The following is a 19146-nucleotide window of genomic DNA, read 5'->3' as shown; positions in this document are numbered from 1 at the left end:
ACATTATTGAAAACGATATAATCACGTAGACTTAATTATCCCTTTCAGAGCCTGATCTCAAACAAACTTACGGTTGCATTGTCATAATGTGCCGGCAACCCTGTTGTATTATGAAGCTTCTTTAATCCCAAAAAATCAAAACCACATTTAGTATAGTGATCAATGAGGCCTCTATTTTCACCCACGGTATCCAGCCGAACAAAATTCTTATTATTTACAGCAGCATGGCCTATTGCCCAATTCACAATGTGATTAACAAGATTTCTTCCTCTAAAATCGGGATTCGTTGCGATTCGATGGATATAAACCGCTGAATCATCATTTCTTTCCTCCCAGATCTCGGGGTCATCGAAAGTGGTCGCCCAGACACAGGCAATATCCCGGTCGGAAATCAATTTCCATTGTCGTTCCTCTTCAATTTCCTGTTCGATAAGCCTCCGGTCGAATTCGGGCCAGGACACCATGGACTTCGCTTTTTGAAAATCTGTTGCAAACTTATAAAACTTAAAAATTGTTTCGATGTCGTTAAGGGTGCTATTCGTTATCTGTAGTTCCATGATCGTTACTAAACTAAATTACAACTGATTAAAGTGTGCCCGAAGCACTTACAAAGGTACACTTCGTCAGAAAGTAATTAAGGGTACAGATCAAAGCACACATATGGTACCAGAAAAAGTGCGGCAATACTAATTCGCTTCCCACTGTAATAGCGCTAGATTAAAATCATCCATTTAAAATCTTCTTAATAACGGTTGCGTACTACAACGGAATGAACCACCGAAACTTCTGCTGATTTGGAAATCAATATATTCTACATGAATCCCGTATAGAGATAGCTTATCGCCTATGGATTTGAATACGGGATCGGTAACATATACATCTGGATTGATCGGCAGGCCATTGGTCGCCAACTGGCCCGCTTCGGCTAAGGTGACATTGATCTTGTTCCAATATCGCAAATATTCGGGTACACCGTCAAGAAAAGCCTCTTCGCAAACAACCATTAGCCCTTCACGAATAAGTCCAAGTGCACAATCCAAATGTAAAATATCCGGATGTAATCGTACCTCCTCCACCTGATAACCATAAGGCTTGAGTAATTTTGCCAACCAACGGATACCTAAGCTATTGGATGCGAGTCCAGAGTTACCTACAAATACCCGCTTGCCGAGAACCAACACATCTCCACCTTCGATAAAAGGTCCATGCCAATTGGAAAGGTCAGCATGATCATTGATCGCGGGTTTGGGAGCCGCGACATAGAGGCATTCATCCGGATAGACCTGTGTTTCAAAAATATCCCGAATGGGCAAAATTTCATTCCTACGCTGAAGAAAACGCAATGACCCCTCAATAACGGCATTGCCTACCGTAAAAAATGGATCCCGCACAAAGAAGTTGGCATAACCGTCTTCAGCGCCGGCTTTTTTTTCCAGATCTGTCAACGGACGGGGACGAAACACCTCCACGTCATATTTTTCAAGTACAGCAGCAAAATTTGTCCGTTCGAGATCCCATGCTTTTTGTTGCTCAGGATACACTGCTGCAAAATCTTTTCCAGCATTTGCAGGATCACTTTCGGTGTTCGTATCAGAAAGAAAACGAAGATCTTCGGCACGTATTTCATTTGGGAACCCAAACTCCGAAACCGCTAAAATTACCTTCTGTAAAGGCGCAAATTCATCTTCTACATATATCATCACAATAGCGTTTTTTATAATACTACTGATTTTGTCCTAACTAAACAAAAAATAAGCGTATAAACGCTATTGAATTCCCAATATCCACCTTACATCGAATATATCGGTCACCTCCACCAGCTGATCCGTCTCGTTATTTCCTTGTACAGCATGTCGTCCCGCGGTTAATTTGGAAACAAGCTCACTACGATCAATCACATTTGTACATGATAAAAAAACCGAAAGATAATTGCCGATTTTTCGCCCATCGTCAGGTACCAGATCCGAACCATAGATAACCACATTTGGGGAAATAAGTGCGGCACTTACAATAGGTAGCTCTGCATACCCATTTATCTTTTTATCCAGTATATCAAACTCCAAACTTCCTCCAAAACATGACTGATAAAAGGTAAGTGCCTTTCTGCAATTTCCCGAAAATGTGATAAAAACCCCACTTCTTGACCGTTTCATATCCTAAAAAAATTGAATTAAATTATGCATCAGGTATGACAGGCTCCACAAGTTTTTTCATTTTTTCCAGAGATTCCTGCCATCCCAGATAACACATTTCTGCAGGAATAACCTCAGGAATACCTGTTTGTTCAATTTTAAGTTCGGTACCGCAGCTGACTGCACGTAAAGAAACTGTCGTCGTCATTTCTCCGGGTAAGTTGGGATCATCAAAGCGATCGACATACTTGATAAATTCATTGGTCGTAATTTCGAGATACTCGCCACCAAAGGAATGACCATTACCGGTACCGAAATTGATAAACGTCATCTTGAATTGACCGCCTACTTTAAAATCCATCTGCTGTACAGTGCAGACAAAACCATAAGGAGGAAGCCAGGTGGCATGCGCTACGGGATCTGCGAAAGCGCGGAAGACTTTTTCAGGACTCGCCTGAATAATCCGATGTAAAGAAACTGAATTTGTTTTCATCTTGATTGATTGTTTATAATGTAAATAGATAATACTATATTTTTGTTCTGTCTAATAAATTTTCAATAAACCTATCCTTTCGGAGGGGAACACTGTCATACCGCAATATATTAAGATAGCTCAGATGCGCCAGTATAGACATTTTGCTGCGAGGCAGGATTTACACCAGCTAGCTTTGAACGATAGACATAAGATAACATCAGAATACCCAGTACGATAAGTGGCAATAACATGTAGGTTATATTTTTGTCCACACAAGCATGGCTGATAAAGGCAAATAGCAAACTGAATGTTAATCCTGCATAGGCCCATTCTTTTAACTTAGCCGGAAACTGTGGAATAGCAATGGCAATGACCCCGAGAACTTTACAGACAATAAGTGCATAGGCGAAATAATCCGGATAGCCCAACGGTTTTGCCCCCGCATTGATATATTGCGGTGCAAATAGTAGCGTACCCAATGGCATAATGCCTTCCCAGATAACAATAAATACTGTTGCGATCCAGAAAATAATTCGATTCTTTTTCATTGTATGGATATTTTATGCTGATTAATTTGTTGATTCAACGTGTTTTACAAAATTGTTCAGAATGGATTGCCAGCCTTGCTTCTGAAATTCAGGATCATTCATCTCCTCGGCCTCAAATGTGGTGATCATGACTGTTTTCCCATCCGTCTCAGAAAATAGTGTACTCACCGTCCGGCCATCGGCCATGGTATAGGCAATTTCCTGATGTAACTCTACCTTATCATACGTTCCTTCAAAATCGAACCCAAAACTTCCATCCTTTGCTTCCATGCGATTCTTAAATGTGCCATTCACACGCAGATCATTTTCGCTGCTTGGACAATGCCAGCTTGGATCTGCAGCATTCCATTGCATAATATCTGCCGGTGTATTCCATTGCTGCCATACTTTTGCCACTGGAGCTTTTACAGTTGCTTCTACCTTGATTTTTGTTTGCGTTTTCATAATTTATTTTTATTTGTTTATAATGATATAGCAAAGATGCAAAGGATTTCAAAGGTCGGCACATTGTAAAACCGACAACTTTAGGGGTGGATTACGACAAAAACAATTTGTACCTTTATCACATAAACCCAAAAGATATGCAGATCTCTGTTTTTGTTCCCCAATATGGTACAATTGAAGGTATCACACCGGCATTTAGAACCTTCCACACAGCCAATGAATTTCTATCAGCATTTGGAAAGAAACCGATATTCGATGTTGAGTATGTCGGTCTTAGTGAATATGTACCGGCCAATAGCGGTGAGTATACGATAAAAACAAATCGCTTACTGCAAGATGTCGACCGTACCGATCTACTGATTATACCGCCGACCTTTGGTGATATTGACACCGGAATAAGGGACAACGCCGAAGCCATACCTTATTTTAGAAAACTTCACTTAAGAGGTACCCGTTTAGCCAGCTTATGCGTCGGCGCTTTTCTATTGGCTGAAACCGGGTTGTTAAATGGTAAAAAATGCTCTACCCACTGGGCCTATATCAGCGAATTTCAGGAAAAATACCCCGAGATAGAAGTCGAAGATGGCGCCGTTATCACCGAAAACGACAATATTTACAGTAGCGGTGGAGCCAGTAGCCTATGGAATTTAATTCTATATCTCGTCGAAAAGTTTTCTGATCGCGAAACGGCAGTTATGATCGCAAAATATTTTGCGCTGGATATCAGTAGGGACAGTCAGTCTCAGTTTGCTATATTCCGTGGACAGCGAAATCATGATGACGTTGATATCCAAAAAGCACAAGACTACATTGAGCTGAAATATGAGGAAAAGATTACAGTCGAAGATCTGGCCAATTATGTTAATATCGGCCGTCGGACCTTTGAACGCAGATTTAAAGAAGCGACAAACAATACGCCGGTGGAGTATATCCAGCGAGTCCGTATAGAGGCCGCTAAGAAGTTTTTTGAGGCATCAAGGAAAAATGTCTCCCAGGTGATGTATGATGTGGGCTATACAGACACCAAAGCATTTCGCGATATCTTCAAAAAAATAACAGGCCTGACCCCAATAGAATATCGGAACAGGTTTGCTAAAGTCGCTTAAACAAAGAAAACGTAACCGCAATAATGTCGCAATCAAGCTTGTGACAAAACTAAAAAGCCACCCAGTGTCTGTACTGCCCCCAAATAGTGTCTTTTCGGAGTAGTGCAGGTCAGGTGGCTTTCTACTAAAGCTTATTCTACCTATTTTTTCAGCATCATTTCCCGGATATATTTTACGGGCGAATTGCCAAAACTTAAAAATTTCTCATTGAAGTTTTTGAGCTTAAATTGGGCACCTTCCTCTTTTTTTACAGCTTCTCTTAAATCATAGATTTCCTTATATCCTGTAAAATAAGAGGTTAGTTGTACACTGCTGACAGAGACCCTCTTCCATTTCCCAGCGGCTTCTGCCTGTTGCTGAAATGCTTCGTCAACCAATAGATGCATAGCATCCTTTTCACTCATATTCTTTACGTGTACGCTATAATCCAGGATCGCATTACATACGGTACGTAAATGCCATTTGTACCACATCAACCACATTTCAGGCGCATTGTCCCCATAGCCATTTTCAAGCATCATCTGCTCTGTATATACAGCCCAGCCCTCGATCATGGCCCCATTTCCCAAAACACTCTTGATTAAGCTTGGGGACTGATTGGCATACACCAATTGCGTATAATGGCCTGGGATAGCTTCGTGAATATTCAAAATCTGTAAAATATAGTGATTATATTCCCGTAGATAACTTTCTGAAGCCTCTTTTGTCCACCCTGCGAGACTACCAACATTATAATAAGTATTTCCGCCTTTATCATAGGGGCCTGGAGCACTGATGGAAGCACCAGCCACTCCCGCCATATAGGCAGGTTCTTTCCGTACAACCAGCGGTTTGCTATCATCAATGTATAAGAGATCCTTCTTTTTCACAAATTCCACCAGTTTTGGTATCTGTGCCTCAATAGCAGACTGGAAATCTTCCGCTTTGACATGGTTAACAGATAAAGTATCGATCATCTTACGGATCAGCACCAAACTATCTGCGGGCGACGCGGTTTTTCCAAAATATTTTGGCCATAGCTCCTTACTGATTTTATACATTTCCGTATGGAGATAGCGCTTACGTGCTATAGCGGCATCGTAGATCTCTGCCGCAGTAGATCCAGACTGGATATCATACTTAAATTTTTGATCGTATAGTTCCTGCCCCAGCCTAAAGCTTCGCGGTGATGGGTTTGGATTGGTCTTTAAAAATGCTACAAATCCATTTATCGCTTTTACGGCCTGATCGGCTTTAGCTTGAATAGCTGCTTTTTCGTTTGCCGGAAGATTAGATTTTTTTAAAGAATCACGTAGATCCGTTTCAAAGACCGATAACCCACCTAAATTCTGTTGTATCGCCAGATCCGTCAATACGATTGCTGGATTTTTAATTTGTGCTTTAGCGGCTTCGTAATAGGCAGGGATTTTCGCCATGCGCTGTTCAATGGCGTGAAGACGATCGTGCAGGGGGGCGTAGTTCTCGGCCAGCATAAAGGCGATGGTCCCACTTACATTATAGGAAGAGGGATTCCATTCGTAAGCTTTTTCCTTTTCGATCGACCATACGTTGGATTCCAGGTAATTCTGGATCAGGTGATAATCGGTCTGCTGTGAGAGGTTCAGATCGTCCAGGTCAAAGCTTTTCAACTGATTGAGATGCTGTTTCGAAAATTCCAAACGCAAAGACCTACTTTTGGCGTCAGGGAGCGTTAGCAACGAGTCGTATCGATGAAAACCTACCTGTGTGGCCCATTCAGGATTTTCTTTCCAAAGCTGTTCGATAAATCGATCTTCGTAAGCTTTAAAACTTGCATTGGTGGCAGTATCTGCAAGGGCTTTTTTTGTATGGGATCCCGATCCGCAGGATGCCAGGATGCCAAAGCCCAGCATTGTAAACGTATATGTTATTAGTTTCATTGGAGTAATTTGATTAAAATTAACAATTGTCGTCGATTTTTAATCACATTACGCCAAGGATGTTACAATTCAGTCGCTGCATCATTCCGATCTAAGGCTAATACCCATAGCCCATCCATCCATCCATCCATCCATCCATCCATCCATCCATCCATCCATCCATCCATCCATCCATCCATCCATCCATCCATCCATCCATCCTGCAAAGGTCATTATTCTCAAAATAACGGAAAAAATTAGCGAAAGTGATTTGAATTTTATATATGAAAAAAACAAATTAAACAACTAAAAACCAAAAGCTTAAAAAGAAATAAAAAAATATTACAGGCCTTATGTCCAATTTCTTTAACTTCAATCATTATTGTAGTGTAAAACAGTTACACTTAAAACAATAATAAAATGAAACAACGAATCAATTTTTTCGCAAAAGGCCAAAATGCTATGAAAGCAATGTTTGGATTGGGTGCTTATTTAGGTAAATGTACGATTGAACAAGAGCTTTTGCATCTCATTTATTTTAGAGTGTCACAGATCAACGGCTGTGCTTATTGTCTGGATATGCATTCTAAAGATCTACTAGCAACCGGTGAAAATCCACAACGCCTGTTTTTATTGGACGCTTGGCGTGAAGCACCACTATACAGTGCACGTGAACGCGCGGCTTTGGCCTGGGCAGAAGCGGTAACAAAGATAACCAATGGGGATGTACCGGACGAAGTGTACGCCATAGCGAATCAGGAATTTTCTGAGGAAGAGCTGATTGACCTGACGCTGGCTATAACCACAATCAATGCATACAACCGTTTTAACATTTCTTTCCGTACTGAAGCCGGTGGATACAAAGTCGGTCAGCATAAAGTGCAGACAGCATAGTAAAACTAAAACCAGATACATCAATTTATTAAACAAATTAAACGCTAAACATGAAGGATTTCATCTTACTATTCCGGCAGGCGGGCAATGAGCAGCCTCTTTTGAATGATGAAGAAATTGCTAAGATCAACCAAAAATGGCAGGATTGGATCGCTGGTATCGAAGCACAGGGAAAACTATCCGACCATGGTTCACGGCTTGAAAAAGCCGGGAAAGTGCTAAAACCCGGCGGAGTAATCACCGATGGTCCTTTTGTAGAGATTAGAGAAAGCCTAGGTGGCTTTATTGTCATCTCAGCAGAAAACCTGGAGGAAGCGACAACTTTGGCACATGGCTGCCCGATTTTGGAAGCAAATGGCAGCGTCGAAATCAGAGCACTTTTCGTTTAAAAAAGTTTTATGGGCAGTTGTAACAAGCAACTGCCCAATTATAGATAATGGATTCTAACTTTCTAAAACAGCTTTTTCAGCAAGAATTTACCAAGATTGTCGCTGTGATTTCAAAAAGCTTTGGGCTACAATATATTGAAATTGCTGAAGATATCGTCAGTGAGACATTTTTGCTAGCCACAGATTCGTGGCAGACAAAGGGTTTGCCCGCCAATCCAACAGCCTGGCTTTACACCGTCGCCAAGCAGAAAACTTTAAGCCACTTTAGACGGAATAAAGTATTCGAAGATAAGGTAATCCCCGAAATACGTCAAAAACAAGTCCTTGTGGAAGATACTGATGAATTTAGCTTTACACAGGAGAATATCAAGGATAGCCAGTTAAAGATGCTATTTGCCATCTGTACACCTGCAATTGCCAGTGAGGCTCAGATCGGACTGGCTTTGCGGATTCTATGCGGTTTTGGTATTGAAGAAATTGCCGAAGCCTTTCTCTCCAATAAGGAAACCATCAACAAGCGCTTGTTCCGCGCAAAAGAAAAACTGCGTACCGAAAAGATCCAGCTTGCGTTGCCCGCCGAAAAGGAAATCGTCCAAAGGCTTGACAATGTATTGCATGTTATCTACCTCTTATTTAATGAAGGATATTATTCCAAAACGCAGAACCAGATTCTAAGAAAAGAGCTGTGCATAGAAGCCTTACGTCTCGCGCTAATGTTAGCTAATTATGAGAAGACCAATGTTCCAAAAACAAATGCACTCATTGCCTTAATGTGTTTTCATGCTTCACGTTTCGAAGCCCGGCACAGTTCCGATGGTGAATTTATCCTATATGAGCAACAGAACGAGAAACTTTGGAATCAAGAGTTAATCAATCAGGGAATTTATTTTTTGAATCAATCCACCAATGGTGATCAACTAACATCTTATCATATTGAAGCAAAAATCGCACAATGGCATTGCACAAAAGCCGATACCGCAGAAAAGTGGGGCGAAATTCTTCAGCTTTACGATCGTTTGCTGGAGGTCAATTATTCGCCTGCCGCTGTACTCAACAGAACATTTGTCTTATATAAGGCAAAAGGGAGAAAAACAGCGTTGATCGAGGCAAAAAAACTAAATTTATCAGACAATCACTTTTATTTTATGCTGTTGGGAGAACTTTACAAGGATATTGACCGCCAAAAGGCAATCGCGAACTTTCAGCGTGCGCAAGCATTGGCAAAAAACTCCCTGGAACAGGAAACAATCCAACGCAAAATCAACATGCTGTAAAGTTCGCGATCCGTTATACTGTGTTAACGCATGAACGCTAATTCATGTACGCTACTAATTACTATCCTTTAGTGTATCCCGGACTCTATTTTTCGAATGCTGCCAATAACTCATAAATAATTCGTAAAGTTCGGTTGATTCGATGGCTATCACCGAAGCAGCATACATGCTATTTAATTCTTGTGTAGCTTCATTATAAGCCATATTCCATAACATGTGGAAAAGGGGTCTCAGTTCCCCGATTCCTCTTAGTTACCCCAGTTCACATTAAGGTTATGTTTCTCGGCATACGATTTTCCTAAAACATAGACTTCATCAAATACCTTGTCGATCTCAGGCATATAATCCTTTTGAATCTTTTCAAGCAATTTCTGCTTTTCCTCAGCGGATCCCTTTGTATCGCAAAGTTTGGCATAGGCGGTATACTCGTTTTTATAAACCGGAAGTACCTTCTCAAATAAGGTGATAGACTTTTCCTTTAATGCCTTTGCATCCTCGTCCGAAACATGGAGCTCATTGATATCTTTCAATGCTTTTTCAACGGTCTGAATTTTAATATCTACGGATTTTTGGGCTTCATCACCCGCTTTCTTACTGGAGGGGATGTCGGAAAATTCGACAGTTTCCTGTTCAAGACGTTTACCAAAACGCTCAGGAGCGAAATCAGCAATAAGGTTTGTATTTAAAACAACTTTCCCGAAAAAATTTTCCGGACTTGGAGATTGGCAAGCCGTGAAGAATAAACTTGCCGACATGAAAATAATCAATAGTAAGTGCTTCATATAAATTTTATTTTGCTCCAAAATACCCAATATTACTTACAACTACAAACCAGCATATATTCGATTTCATCGATCCGAAATAGTCAGTAAATCGTTATATGGAATCAAACAAAAACGATCTTTTGTATTATACTTGCCCAACACGTTAATTTTTAATATTTTAGTAAATAAAGAACGACAGATTAAAAACCGCTGATTATGGGCTTTGACATTAGTTACCATCCGATTTCCGAAGAACAGATTAATACTTGGTATTTTGAAGTGATTACAAATCCGGAAAAAATAGAGTCCCTGGCTTCCGAACACCAAATTGACGATTTCTATAAAACAAAATATCAGGATACGATAAACGCAGGTCGGGAAACAGATCAAAATGACTATTTCGACAAGACACATGGTTTCTTTATCGCCGTTGTTCAAGGATTTTTTGAAACCTATTTCTACGTCCGCGGCGGCGCATTGTCCTTTTCAGAAAATACTCTGTTAGATTCCTACTATAAAAAATGGGCAGAATTTATCCCCCAGGAGTTACTGACGAAAAAAGTTGAAAATAGGCTTATTGAAAATTATTGCTCGGGTGTATATATTTCTGCTGATCAAGTGGTACGCTTGTTGGAAGATTACTACCATAATCCGGAAATTAAATCGGAGTTGGATCAACTATTTTCAGATGGGCGCATTAGCATTTTCCTAAAGGCTTTGAATTTTGCCAAAGAGCGTGGGCTGGGCTTATTGGAAGCTACTGAAGTTGTAGAACCTCAGCCCCTTGATTTAAATGAATCCAAAAGTTACTCCAACCTCTTTAACTGTGATAAAGAAGGTCCACTGCTCTATCAAGCTGTGGCATTCGAACAGATCAAAGACATCGAACAACGCAATGGTGTCCCTGAAAATGAAATCCTGCACAATGTCAAAGTGGAAACCGTGCATGTAGAGCCTACAAATACAACAGCCGGAACAGAAAAAACCAATGCCCCTACCCAAAAGAAAGGTTTCTGGAAGCGACTATTTGGTTAATATAGAAATGGAGCTATCCCTGATGGGTATCGCTCCCGGCAAAACAAAATTCGGTTTTCGAATGATATTTAGTACCGCTGAGGAATGCAACAGAATCAATAGCTTCGTCGCGGATAAAAATGAAGAAAACTTTGATAGGCTCGAACGCGAATTAAAAACAATGTTTTAATTACATTCGCTTATTAATTTTATTTTGATGCCATGGACATCGTACTTATTGTAATCGTCACGTTATTTGCCGGTTTGGTTTATCTGCTGCGTTCTGCAATTAAAAAACAGCATAAAAAGATATCATCCGTTGAATATGCTGTTATTATTGGCTACATCCTTTCCTTAGCCATCTCCGGAGTTGGTCTATTGACTCATTCCAGTCAATATCATGAGGCTGTCGATCCTGTTGATGGCGCCTGTTACTTACCTTTTGGCGGGAAACATGCCCTTTCATTGTTTCTCTATTTTGTTGCTTTCAACTGTGCTGTGCTGGCTATTTGGATAAAAGGTCGCAAGATACCACCTATCCCATTAGTACTCGCCCTCATTATATTGATGCTGGGAACTATAATCAGTCTCTTTGTGTTAGCACAGGTTAGCTATCACGACACCTCAACCCTTAGTATCTACGTTGGTAATGAAGGGACTTTTTACTTTATTTTCACCCCTATTTTCTGTTTTTGTTTTGGCGTTGGTTTTATCTGGAAGGTCATTCAGGAAGAGCGGGAAACATCCTGCCTCAGAACTTATCGCAATCCGACACTGAATAGGATAAATAAACTGCTTTCCTCCAAATTTGATTATCCGGTATGGGCACTCATCTTGCTTGTTCCTTTTTTTCTGGTGATAACTGCGATTCTTATTCTGTTTGGTCAGGATAGCGATTCAATGGCCAAAGTATTTACAGAGACCAGTACCTGGGCCTTCTCTCAAAAAATGCACCCGCCTATTTTAGATCACCAGGGCCATTATCTTTGTACCGTAGCAGCCAAAGGAGACCCGGCAGTTGTGAAACCCCTACGGTTGGGTAAGCGGCATGGAAATACGATCATTGTTAACCGTCAACTACTGATAGCGAACGCTTTTGAGGAAATTTTAAGTGATCTATCTCCAATCCTTCATCGCTATGTACGATCCTTTTATGACAGGTACGGATATAATATCTCCGTCAAAATAAACACTGTCAGCGCATCGAATCTGACCTACAGGATAATGAAACCGCTGGAGTATATTTTTCTTTTCTTCCTGTATTTATATTATGTGGAACCGGAGAAGAAAATCGCCAGGCAATACACATAGCTATTTTAATCACTACAAAATTTTCTCCTTCAAATAGATACGCTTGGAATATATTGGAGGGGTATGGCATTTTTTTAATATGGATCAGACAACTTATTTTATTATCCTCACCGGCGGCCCCGGCGTAGGTAAAACCACATTACTAAAAAAACTACAGCAACAGGGGTATCGAACTGTGCCGGAGGATGCACGAAGAATTATTCAGGAACAATTGGTAAACAATGGCAATGGTTTGCCCTGGAAGGATAAGCAATATTATGCCACATTAATGTTGGCTGCATCCATTTCAAGCTTCCATGAGGAAATAAAAGAATGCTCCATACATCCGGGCTATGTATTTTTTGACCGTGGTATTCCAGATACACTCGCCTATATCGAAATGGAAAATTTAACTGTCGGAGAGGCGTTGCTTGCTGAAGCAAAAGCAAACCATTATCACAAAAAGGTATTTATCCTACCCCCATGGCAGGATATTTATGAAACCGATCATGAGCGCAAACAGACCTGGGAGGAAGCCGAGGCCACATTCCATTGGATGAAAGATGTCTACCAGCAGCTTGGCTATGAAGTCATCGAAGTGCCAAAAACAACAGTCGAAGGACGTTATCAATTTATACTTGAGACGCTCGGATTAATCAGCCATTAAGGCTTTGTCAACCATCCGGTCACATGATCTGCAAATTGATCGCCTAATTTTTACCATAAGAAGTCGCTGTTGCATAATCCTGTTATCCAGACTCAGTTAGACAGCATTGAGCAGCACGTCCAGTTCCTATAAAATTGCAAAAACCGCAAGTGATCCCCACACGAACTTCTAAATCCTTGATATTTCTTGAACTACATCAATGGAATTGAATCAAATGGACTTTAATTTTGTTGTATCAGAATCCAAGGAACAAAGCGTATGAAATATATTTTAGAACAACCTGTCAGCGGCCATATTGGTCAGCAAAAATATAAAACGACCATCTTATGGCGTAATGGTGAATTTATTACGGATGAACCGCAAAAATTGGGTGGAGAAGATTTAGGTCCCGACCCTTATACCCTACTGGTATCTTCTCTGGTTTCCTGTACATTGGCAACCTTACGGATGTATATTGACAAAAAGGAACTTCATATCGATGAGATTCAGGTCTCAGCCAATATGTATTTACGTATTGAGAAAGAACAAGTGGTCACCTATTTTGAGCGGGAAATTTCATTCGGACAAGCTGTTGCAGAAGACCTTATGGTACGGCTCCAGCAAATTGCAGATGAATGTCCGATTTCTAAAATATTGAAGGGGAATGCTATCGTCAATACAATTATGAAAACCAATCCGTAAAATGAAAAACCTAGTCATTATTGTATTCGGAAAAAACGAGGAAATTCTCCATACGTTAAAGCGAATCATCGAAAGTAACCAGGGCTGGCAGGCCATCATTCAGCAGGATCTTTCCACTTGTAAGAACTATTTGTCTGCTCATCCTTGCGACATCCTATTGCTGAGTTCCGGTCTATCGATTCAGGAAGAGACTGAAATCACAGACCATTTATTGCGTTTAAACCACACGATTGGTCTAATAAAACATTATGGTGGCGGAAGCGGTCTTCTGAAAAATGAAATTTACAGCTTATTCCCCGATTTGATTCCCGGAAATTAAGGAATGTGCTTTCGGGAATTTTTCGAAGGTGTCGATTACAAAGCTTTTATTAAACTAGTTCAATGCAAATTAATCTTCGGTAGATTAATTTTGAATACATAAATACGAAGATCATGAATAGACAGAATTTTATAAAAAAAGGACTTTTGGGTTCCGGAATATTCGCAGCAAATGCTGCCTCAGCAGGTATTATGAAGAATGACATAGACGAAATAGAACCTTTGGAAGCGCTGGATGCAGATGCCGTCCATTATGATTCCGCTCAATTGGAAAATCATAGTGTACTCCATAAATCAACGAGCCGAGGCCATGCAAACCATGGTTGGTTGCAGAGCAACCATACTTTTAGCTTTGCCAATTACCATAATCCTGAACGCATGCACTTTGGTGTACTCCGTGTCCTTAATGATGATATCGTTGCGGCAGGGAGAGGGTTTGGATTACATCCGCACGATAATATGGAAATCATCAGCATACCTTTAGAAGGAGATCTCGAACATGAAGACAGTATGGGCAATCAGGCCATTATCCGAAAAGGAGATATTCAGGTAATGAGCGCAGGAACCGGGATCATGCATAGTGAATACAATAAAAATAACGATCAGGATGTGAAGTTTTTACAGATCTGGCTCTATCCGAATCAACGCAATGTAGCGCCTCGGTATGATCAGATTACACTGGATAGATCACAAAGGCACAATAAGTTTCAACAGATCCTTTCGCCCGATCCCGCTGACGAGGGGGTATGGATCCATCAAGATGCCTGGTTTCACCTGGGGCATTTCGACGCTGGTATCACAACAAACTATAAAGTCAAACAAGCTGGAAATGGTGTCTATATTTTCGTCATCAGCGGAACTGCCAATGTAGAAGGGCAAGAACTGGAAACAAGAGATGGCTTTGGAATCTGGGATATTTCGGAAATTAAAATCACAGCTACTTCGGCAGATACCGAAATTCTTCTGATGGACCTCAACATGATACTAAACTAAGGAAGTACAACAACGACAACATCGCTGTTTATGTTCAAGGCGTAAGATCACTTTATAACACGACCGCTGTATTCTTGGTCGAATCAAAAGATAGAAAAGGGGAACTTTAACATTCCCCTTTTCTATATCTACTATTTCTATAAATTACTTAAAAACTGATTGAATTGAGTTTTTTATCCACCAGAATACCGTCGATGGCTTTTAAATTGAAGTTGACGTTACGTTTAGCTTTCAATTTGATTTTAAATAACACATCAGAACCATTCAGCGTTTCCTTGTTGCCCAGATTCACAAAAGTAGGGTATAGTGCTTTGCTACCGTTTGTATGAAGACGGTCATTGGTATAATTGTTCATTTCCTTCAGGTGAAGCGGTTCGACTCCCACAAACTCAAAGTCGCCCTGATTATACGGCAAGGCAAAACTAAGTGCATTGACTGCTTTAAGATTTTCACCACTTACGGCAATTTCGACAACATCACCAGATTTCAAGGCTGTTTTGGATGCTGTTAATTTAAGCCTACCAGCGACTTTTTCTTCTTTGGTTGGTTTGGCGCCCCCTTCGATCGACACGGCAACATTTGAAATATCATAAGCATCGATCAGGTTATTTTTGTTGACATCTCCATTACTCACATAGCCTTCGAAATCACCATCCCCCATTCTTAATCCGGTGTAGTTAATATAAGAAGTCAAATCATTCTGATCGATCAAGCGGTCGTTATTGATGTCTCCTGGTAAATAGCTCGCTGATCCCGGTACTTTGAAGACATAGAGTTCACGACCGGAACCGAATCCACCAACAGCTTCTGAAACTGAGATCTTAATAAATCGTGCGACAGGACGCTGACCAAAACTAAAGCCTTTCTTTTCACCATCACGTTTCCAGTCAAAGCTTCCAGCCTCAGACCAAGTGTCTTTATCGTTGCTATAAAATACTTTACCCTTCAAAATGATACCGTTTCCGCCATCTGTCCGCGGAAGATACTCAAACTTATCCAGTTGATTGACCGATTTCAGATCCAACGTGATATCAAACGGAACGGCAGTTTGTCCCCACTTGGTATGCCACATATCCCCTTCGTCATAGTTGAACAGTTTATTGATACCATTGCCGCCCTGATTGTCTACAGAGGTTTCTGCTTTAATACCTTCAATCGCAAACTCTAACGGATTGGCCTTTGTTTTTGCACTAAATGTACTCCAATTAGAAGCACCGGCTTTATTCACAGATCTAATCTTGAAACTATAATCAGTTTCGGCTTCCAGACCTTCGAAGAGTAATTTATTCTCTTTAATGGTTGAATAGATCAGATCATTGAAAGCAATCTCATAATAGTCCGCATTGGCGACTTTTTCCCAAGTAGGTGTTAATGTATAAGCCTGCGTATTATTATCCGTTATTTGAGCGGTAGGAGCTGTCAGGGAACCCGTCTGTACCAAATACGAATCACTTGGCGCAAACTTGAACCCATCAACTTGAATTTCAACTGCTGATGAAGATACATCCTGCTTCCCGATACGTATCAATAGCATTGGATTTTTGATCAGGCTAACCTTTTCAAATGCTGACCCCTTTGTTGCAAACTGATTCAAATTGGGCTGGGCATCATAGAAGTAAGCATTTTCCAAATTCTTAAATTCCGCCATTGAATGTGCCGCCTGAAGTTTAATTCCTTTTTTATTCACTTTAACAGTCACCTTCTTTGGGGCAGCAGTCACATTGAAACGGACCTCCGTTGTTTTCGCTTTTTCGAATCCCTCAAATTCTCCTGTTGACGGCGCTATTGTGAACAGCACTTTATCGCCCTTCTGTATGGAAGAAATCTTTGTATTGACGCCTTTGCCGTAACGATATGCTTCTGTTTTTCCGTCATCATCATATTCCGTGAATTCTGAATTTCCGAATGGATACACTTCGTAAATGCGTTGATCTTTTTTGATTTCCTGCACATTATTATTCGGGTTAGTTACTGGAATAATGGCACCATTTTTAACAAAAACCGGCAGCTTCCAAATTGGTACATCAAAATTATTGAGGATACGACCACCTTTATATTTTTCGCCTGTAAAATAATCGATCCATTCTCCGTCAGGCAAATAGATGCCGTTGCGGATGTCATTCCCCTTTTCATCTACACGTGTTTCCTGATAGATCGGTGCCACCAAAAAGTTGGGGCCGTACAAATACTGGTATTGTGTTGCCTTCCCAAGGGTATACTGATTTGCCTGTTCCAAAAACATCGCACGAATTATCGGCAGACCATCGACGGCCTGTTTAGCGATACTATAGCTATAAGGAACGAATTGAGATTTCAGCTTCAGGTAAAGACGGTTGATGGAAGTCGCAGGTTCGCCCAAAGCATGCGGATACTTTTCATTGGATCCCCAACCATCCATATTGAGTTCCATCGGTGTCCAGGTCTTCCATTGAAAGTCCCTGATATTAACCTTGAAGTTTTTTCCACCAAAGATTCCATCCATATCCGAGGTAATATTTGGCTGTCCAGAAAGACCTGAACCGATATATGTCGGAATGTGGAACCGAATATATTCCCAAACCCCACCTGTCTGATCCCCCGACCAAATACCAGCATAGCGTTGCGTTCCTGCCCAGCCGTCCAATGAAATAATAAACGGTCGCGCATTATTTCCATAATAAGGCATGATATGTCCCACATCAGCAACACCGTTTAAGCCAAAGGAATATCCCGGACCTACCCAGGCAACATCCGTCTTTAGTACCCTGACACCAGCATCTCGTACTTCCTTCACAATATCCCTTTGCAATAATGCACTGATGCTGTCTTTGGGATGTAGGTCAGACTGTGTCCATAGGCCAATTTCCACGCCATTTTTACGGGCATAATCCCCAAATTCTTTAAGGTTATTGATATTGCCATCCAAAGTTTCGGTCTGACCATACCCAGCACCGTAACCATCGTTTGGTAGTATCCAGCCCAACGGCATATCATGTTTTTTATAACGATCTATAACTGCACGGGCGGAAAATTGATAATTCCCTTTTTCACCATTCAGTGACTCTTTGGTTCCGCCATTTTCCTTTTGGCTCTCTTTGTAGCGTTTGCCGTCTTCAAACAAAATCCCCTTTTCATCTTCTTTCCAAAAATCCCTATTGTAAGCATTAAGATGCCCCTCGTACAAACCAAATTTTGGCAGAAGAATAGGGTTACCGGTCAACTGGTAAAAGTCATTCAGCAAAGGTACCGTACCATCATTGATCATAAAAAAGACATCCAGATAATCGGTCTCGTGCGATAACTTCACGCTACCTTTTGTCTTGGCACCGAAGGCATAACTCCCTTTCTTAAACGTGTGCCACAAAAAACCATAGCCATTCGTCGACCAAAAATAAGGTGTAGGCGATGCAACTCCCCCGTCGGTCCAGCTATTTTGATTCTCAATTGCTATGATCTTCCCCTTATGGGAGAAGCGACCATTTTGTACACCACCGCCAAAAAAGTACTCATCCTTATTTTCTTTTAATTCCAAGGAGACTTGTTTAGGTTCAAAAGCGATGGGTTTTAAACTCTCGACAACGACTTTATTTGTGATACGGTTTAGAATACTAAATTGAGAAGTCTGTTTATCTATGGAGAATACAATATCTTTGGTTGTAATTGTAGCTTTACTGCCATCGTCTTTTACGTCCAGCTCATTCACCACCTTACGCGGTTGTTCGACAAGGATCTTTGCCTCGGGTTTTGCCTCTGGATCACGGATAATACCGCCCTGAGTATCCTGAAACATTCTGAAAATATGATTTCCGTAAAAATCCAATGTCAGTCTTTGATTGTTTTCATATACAATCTCCACCGTCGTTGGATTAATTTTCTGTATGGCAATGATCTTGCTAACAGGAACAGTTTGTTCGATCTTATAATCAGCTGTCAGATGAGCCATCGCACAAACCTTATTCGATTGAAAAATAAATGGAGAAGCCAATCCCACCAATAAACCAACTTGCGCTTTTGTACTCCAAAAAGAAATCTTCATGTGTAGAATTTATAATGTTAAATCGCCTTGCTATGTTTCTATCCTTGTGATAGCTGCGAATGCTGTTAAATTAACATAACAATAATACAATAGTAAATCCAAGTAAAAAAGAGCTTGTGGAATGCAAACGATTGTCCAATAATAATGTTGCAGGAATAAAGTGACTGTGGGGAACTTCCCATCCAGCCCGGTTGGCCGGCGGTAGAAGAGCGAGAGAAAAGTCTCCAAACGAAAGAAGCCCTTGACTGTTTCCAGCAAGGGCTTC

At 40.8% G+C, this 19146-nt stretch carries 21 protein-coding genes; 10 read left to right on the top strand and 11 right to left on the bottom strand.

The features are described from left to right. Positions 1–44: 44 nt before the first annotated feature. The 6 genes from ABDW32_RS07550 to ABDW32_RS07525 all read right to left on the bottom strand — a co-directional run bounded on the left by ABDW32_RS07550 (position 45) and on the right by ABDW32_RS07525 (position 3599). A complete protein-coding gene (locus ABDW32_RS07550) occupies positions 45–557 on the bottom strand; it encodes a GNAT family N-acetyltransferase (RefSeq protein ID WP_343561006.1) in 513 nt (170 codons plus the stop codon). 174 nt (positions 558–731) lie between these two features. Next, positions 732–1700, bottom strand: coding sequence for an arginine deiminase family protein (locus ABDW32_RS07545; protein ID WP_343561916.1), 969 nt, complete (start codon positions 1698–1700; stop codon positions 732–734). A gap of 66 nt (positions 1701–1766) precedes the next feature. Continuing rightward, complete coding sequence (locus tag ABDW32_RS07540) at positions 1767–2153, bottom strand: glyoxalase (protein WP_343561004.1); 387 nt, start codon at positions 2151–2153, stop codon at positions 1767–1769. A gap of 22 nt (positions 2154–2175) precedes the next feature. Next, positions 2176–2625 carry an SRPBCC family protein gene (locus tag ABDW32_RS07535; protein WP_343561002.1) on the bottom strand — a complete coding sequence of 150 codons (450 nt, stop codon included), beginning with the start codon at positions 2623–2625 and terminating at the stop codon, positions 2176–2178. Between the two features lie 110 nt (positions 2626–2735). Next, on the bottom strand, positions 2736–3155 hold the full coding sequence (locus tag ABDW32_RS07530) for a DoxX family protein (protein WP_343561000.1): 420 nt from the start codon (positions 3153–3155) through the stop codon (positions 2736–2738). Between the two features lie 21 nt (positions 3156–3176). Further along, positions 3177–3599 carry an SRPBCC family protein gene (locus ABDW32_RS07525; protein ID WP_343560998.1) on the bottom strand — a complete coding sequence of 141 codons (423 nt, stop codon included), beginning with the start codon at positions 3597–3599 and terminating at the stop codon, positions 3177–3179. Between the two features lie 137 nt (positions 3600–3736). Here ABDW32_RS07525 and ABDW32_RS07520 point away from each other — a divergent pair, with 137 nt between their 5' ends. Next, positions 3737–4705, top strand: a complete 969-nt coding sequence (locus ABDW32_RS07520; RefSeq protein ID WP_343560996.1) for a helix-turn-helix domain-containing protein — start codon at positions 3737–3739, stop codon at positions 4703–4705. 140 nt (positions 4706–4845) lie between these two features. Here ABDW32_RS07520 and ABDW32_RS07515 read toward each other — a convergent pair whose 3' ends face one another. Together ABDW32_RS07515 and ABDW32_RS07510 are read right to left on the bottom strand one after the other, a co-directional pair. Further along, complete coding sequence (locus ABDW32_RS07515) at positions 4846–6603, bottom strand: DUF885 domain-containing protein (protein WP_343560994.1); 1758 nt, start codon at positions 6601–6603, stop codon at positions 4846–4848. A 62-nt stretch (positions 6604–6665) separates the two neighbouring features. Then, on the bottom strand, positions 6666–6809 hold the full coding sequence (locus tag ABDW32_RS07510; protein WP_343560992.1) for a hypothetical protein: 144 nt from the start codon (positions 6807–6809) through the stop codon (positions 6666–6668). Positions 6810–7002: 193 nt separating this feature from the next. On the opposite strand from ABDW32_RS07510, the gene ABDW32_RS07505 reads away from it, so the two are divergent. Genes ABDW32_RS07505 through ABDW32_RS07495 form a run of 3 tightly spaced genes read left to right on the top strand, consistent with a single transcriptional unit; the run spans position 7003 to position 9139 of the window. After that, positions 7003–7476, top strand: a complete 474-nt coding sequence (locus ABDW32_RS07505; RefSeq protein WP_343560990.1) for a carboxymuconolactone decarboxylase family protein — start codon at positions 7003–7005, stop codon at positions 7474–7476. A gap of 50 nt (positions 7477–7526) precedes the next feature. Then, on the top strand, positions 7527–7865 hold the full coding sequence (locus ABDW32_RS07500) for a YciI family protein (protein ID WP_343560988.1): 339 nt from the start codon (positions 7527–7529) through the stop codon (positions 7863–7865). Positions 7866–7912: 47 nt separating this feature from the next. After that, positions 7913–9139: a DUF6596 domain-containing protein gene (locus ABDW32_RS07495; protein ID WP_343560986.1), complete on the top strand. Its 1227-nt coding sequence runs from the start codon at positions 7913–7915 to the stop codon at positions 9137–9139. A 248-nt stretch (positions 9140–9387) separates the two neighbouring features. Here ABDW32_RS07495 and ABDW32_RS07490 read toward each other — a convergent pair whose 3' ends face one another. After that, positions 9388–9921, bottom strand: coding sequence for a hypothetical protein (locus ABDW32_RS07490; RefSeq protein WP_343560984.1), 534 nt, complete (start codon positions 9919–9921; stop codon positions 9388–9390). A 198-nt stretch (positions 9922–10119) separates the two neighbouring features. Here ABDW32_RS07490 and ABDW32_RS07485 point away from each other — a divergent pair, with 198 nt between their 5' ends. The 6 genes from ABDW32_RS07485 to ABDW32_RS07460 all read left to right on the top strand — a co-directional run bounded on the left by ABDW32_RS07485 (position 10120) and on the right by ABDW32_RS07460 (position 14866). After that, positions 10120–10938 carry a hypothetical protein gene (locus tag ABDW32_RS07485; RefSeq protein ID WP_343560982.1) on the top strand — a complete coding sequence of 273 codons (819 nt, stop codon included), beginning with the start codon at positions 10120–10122 and terminating at the stop codon, positions 10936–10938. A gap of 201 nt (positions 10939–11139) precedes the next feature. Next, positions 11140–12228 carry a DUF6688 family protein gene (locus ABDW32_RS07480; RefSeq protein ID WP_343560980.1) on the top strand — a complete coding sequence of 363 codons (1089 nt, stop codon included), beginning with the start codon at positions 11140–11142 and terminating at the stop codon, positions 12226–12228. A 79-nt stretch (positions 12229–12307) separates the two neighbouring features. Continuing rightward, on the top strand, positions 12308–12874 hold the full coding sequence (locus ABDW32_RS07475; RefSeq protein WP_343560978.1) for an AAA family ATPase: 567 nt from the start codon (positions 12308–12310) through the stop codon (positions 12872–12874). 258 nt (positions 12875–13132) lie between these two features. After that, on the top strand, positions 13133–13555 hold the full coding sequence (locus ABDW32_RS07470) for an OsmC family protein (protein ID WP_343560976.1): 423 nt from the start codon (positions 13133–13135) through the stop codon (positions 13553–13555). A 1-nt stretch (position 13556) separates the two neighbouring features. Beyond that, positions 13557–13874, top strand: a complete 318-nt coding sequence (locus ABDW32_RS07465) for a hypothetical protein (protein ID WP_343560974.1) — start codon at positions 13557–13559, stop codon at positions 13872–13874. Between the two features lie 113 nt (positions 13875–13987). Continuing rightward, on the top strand, positions 13988–14866 hold the full coding sequence (locus ABDW32_RS07460; protein ID WP_343560972.1) for a pirin family protein: 879 nt from the start codon (positions 13988–13990) through the stop codon (positions 14864–14866). Positions 14867–15014: 148 nt separating this feature from the next. On the opposite strand, the gene ABDW32_RS07455 is transcribed toward ABDW32_RS07460, so the two are convergent. Next, complete coding sequence (locus ABDW32_RS07455; protein ID WP_343560970.1) at positions 15015–18881, bottom strand: TIM-barrel domain-containing protein; 3867 nt, start codon at positions 18879–18881, stop codon at positions 15015–15017. Positions 18882–18951: 70 nt separating this feature from the next. Beyond that, positions 18952–19146, bottom strand: a 195-nt coding sequence (locus ABDW32_RS07450; protein ID WP_343560968.1) for a hypothetical protein, incomplete at its 5' end; no start/stop codon positions are given.

Source organism: Sphingobacterium sp., assembly GCF_039596235.1.
Taxonomy (GTDB): Bacteria; Bacteroidota; Bacteroidia; order Sphingobacteriales; family Sphingobacteriaceae; genus Sphingobacterium.
This window is presented reverse-complemented; position numbering and strand designations above follow the sequence as displayed.